General features: G+C 66.5%; 1 protein-coding gene. It reads left to right on the forward strand.

The genetic code is table 11. The features are described from left to right. Positions 1-59 precede the first annotated feature (59 nt). Positions 60-995: a transposase family protein gene (locus tag ACFU95_RS51065; protein WP_383844837.1), complete on the forward strand. Its 936-nt coding sequence runs from the start codon at positions 60-62 to the stop codon at positions 993-995. The last annotated feature ends 56 nt before the right edge of the window (positions 996-1,051 follow it).

Below are 1,051 nucleotides of genomic sequence, written 5' to 3' on the forward strand. Positions count from 1 at the left end.
ACGAGCTCGTGCACGGTAAGCGGTGAGACGTCGCGTCCTTGATCGTTGATCATGGTTGTGTGGTGGGGAACGCGACTCGTGCAGCGATCATCAGCGACCGAAGTATCACAGGTCTGTCGGCCGGGGTGATCGCTGAACTCGTCGCGGAGATAGGTCCGTTGTGGCACGAGCGGCACCAGGCCAGGCTTGCCTCCCGGCGACGCAGGCGGGCCGTGGGCGCTGGTGCCAAGCATCAGCTGGTGTTTGTCGACCGGCTGCTCGCAACGCTTGTGCATCTCCGCCACGGGGCCACTCATGACGTGCTGGCCTGCTGGTTCGGCGTGGACCGCTCCACCATCACCCGAGCCATCGGCGAGGTGCGGCCCCTGCTCGCCGAGCGGGGATGCTCCGTCAGCCCAGGCGTTCGTCTCCAGACTCTGGCCCAGGTCGTGGACCATCTCGGCACCACTGGGAAGACGGGCATCATCGACGGCACCGAGATCCGGGTCCGTCGGCCGGCTGCCGGACGCAAGGACCGCGACAAGTTCATCTCCGGCAAGAACAAGCAGAACGCCGTCAAGGCCATGGTGGTTACGGACGAGGAGGGCCACGTGCTGTTCTGTAGCCCGACCAAGCCCGGCAGCTGCGCGGACATCACGCACGCCCGCCAGTTAGGGCTGGTCAGGCTCCTATCCGACGGGCCTGCGGTGGAGATCCTCGCGGATGCGGGCTACCAGGGCCTGGGGGCACAGACCGGCGGGCGCGTGGTGACGCCACCGCATCGCAAGTTCAAGAAGAACGTTCCGGACTGGTACGAAGAAATCCACGAGCGCCGGCGCAAGGCGCACTCCTCGCGACGCATCCGGGTCGAGCACGGGATCGCCCATCTGAAGAACTGGCGGGCGCTGGCCCGCCACCTCGGCCGCCGCGAGCACATGAGCGACATCGTCCAAGCAGTCGCCAGCCTGGTCTCCCATCAACGGACCGCAGACCTCATCCCGACACCGCAGAAGTGAACAGCCAGCCCCACCGAGGTCCTCGACGTCTCACCGCTTACCGTGCACGAGCTCGT

This window comes from Streptomyces sp. NPDC057623 (assembly GCF_042800355.1).
In the GTDB taxonomy this organism is placed as follows: Bacteria; Actinomycetota; Actinomycetes; order Streptomycetales; family Streptomycetaceae; genus Streptomyces.